Raw genomic sequence first — 397 nt, 5'->3', positions numbered from 1 at the left:
GTACGGTCGAGACACTGCGCGCCAACCTGGAGGGCGCCAAGTACACCCTGGCGGTTCCCCAGTACGTCTACGACGGCGGCCTGCGCAGCTTCGCCGATATCGCGAAGTTCTCCGACAAGCTGGGCAACAAGATCTACGGCATCGAGCCGGGCAACGACGGCAACCGCGTCGCCCAGAGCATGATTGACAAGAACGCCTTCGAACTGGGCAAGTTCAAGTTGGTGGAATCCAGCGAGGCGGGCATGCTCTCGCAGGTGCAGCGGGCCATCCGGCGCAACCAGTGGGTGGTGTTCCTCGGCTGGGAGCCGCACCCCATGAATACCCGCTTCCAGATGAAGTACCTGGAAGGCGGCGACGACTTCTTCGGCCCCAACTATGGCGGCGCGACCATCTACAC

General features: G+C 63.0%; 1 protein-coding gene. It reads left to right on the top strand.

Going from position 1 to position 397, the window contains the following annotated elements:
* The coding region (locus tag ACLJNW_RS23385) for a glycine betaine ABC transporter substrate-binding protein (RefSeq protein WP_410961109.1) at positions 1-397 on the top strand (397 nt) is incomplete at both ends.

Origin of the sequence: Salmonella sp. SAL4457, from assembly GCF_046548235.1 — a bacterium.
Lineage (GTDB): Bacteria > Pseudomonadota > Gammaproteobacteria > Enterobacterales > Enterobacteriaceae > Salmonella > Salmonella enterica.
The sequence above is the reverse complement of the archived record's forward strand: the minus strand, read 5'-3'. Positions and strand labels throughout refer to the sequence as shown.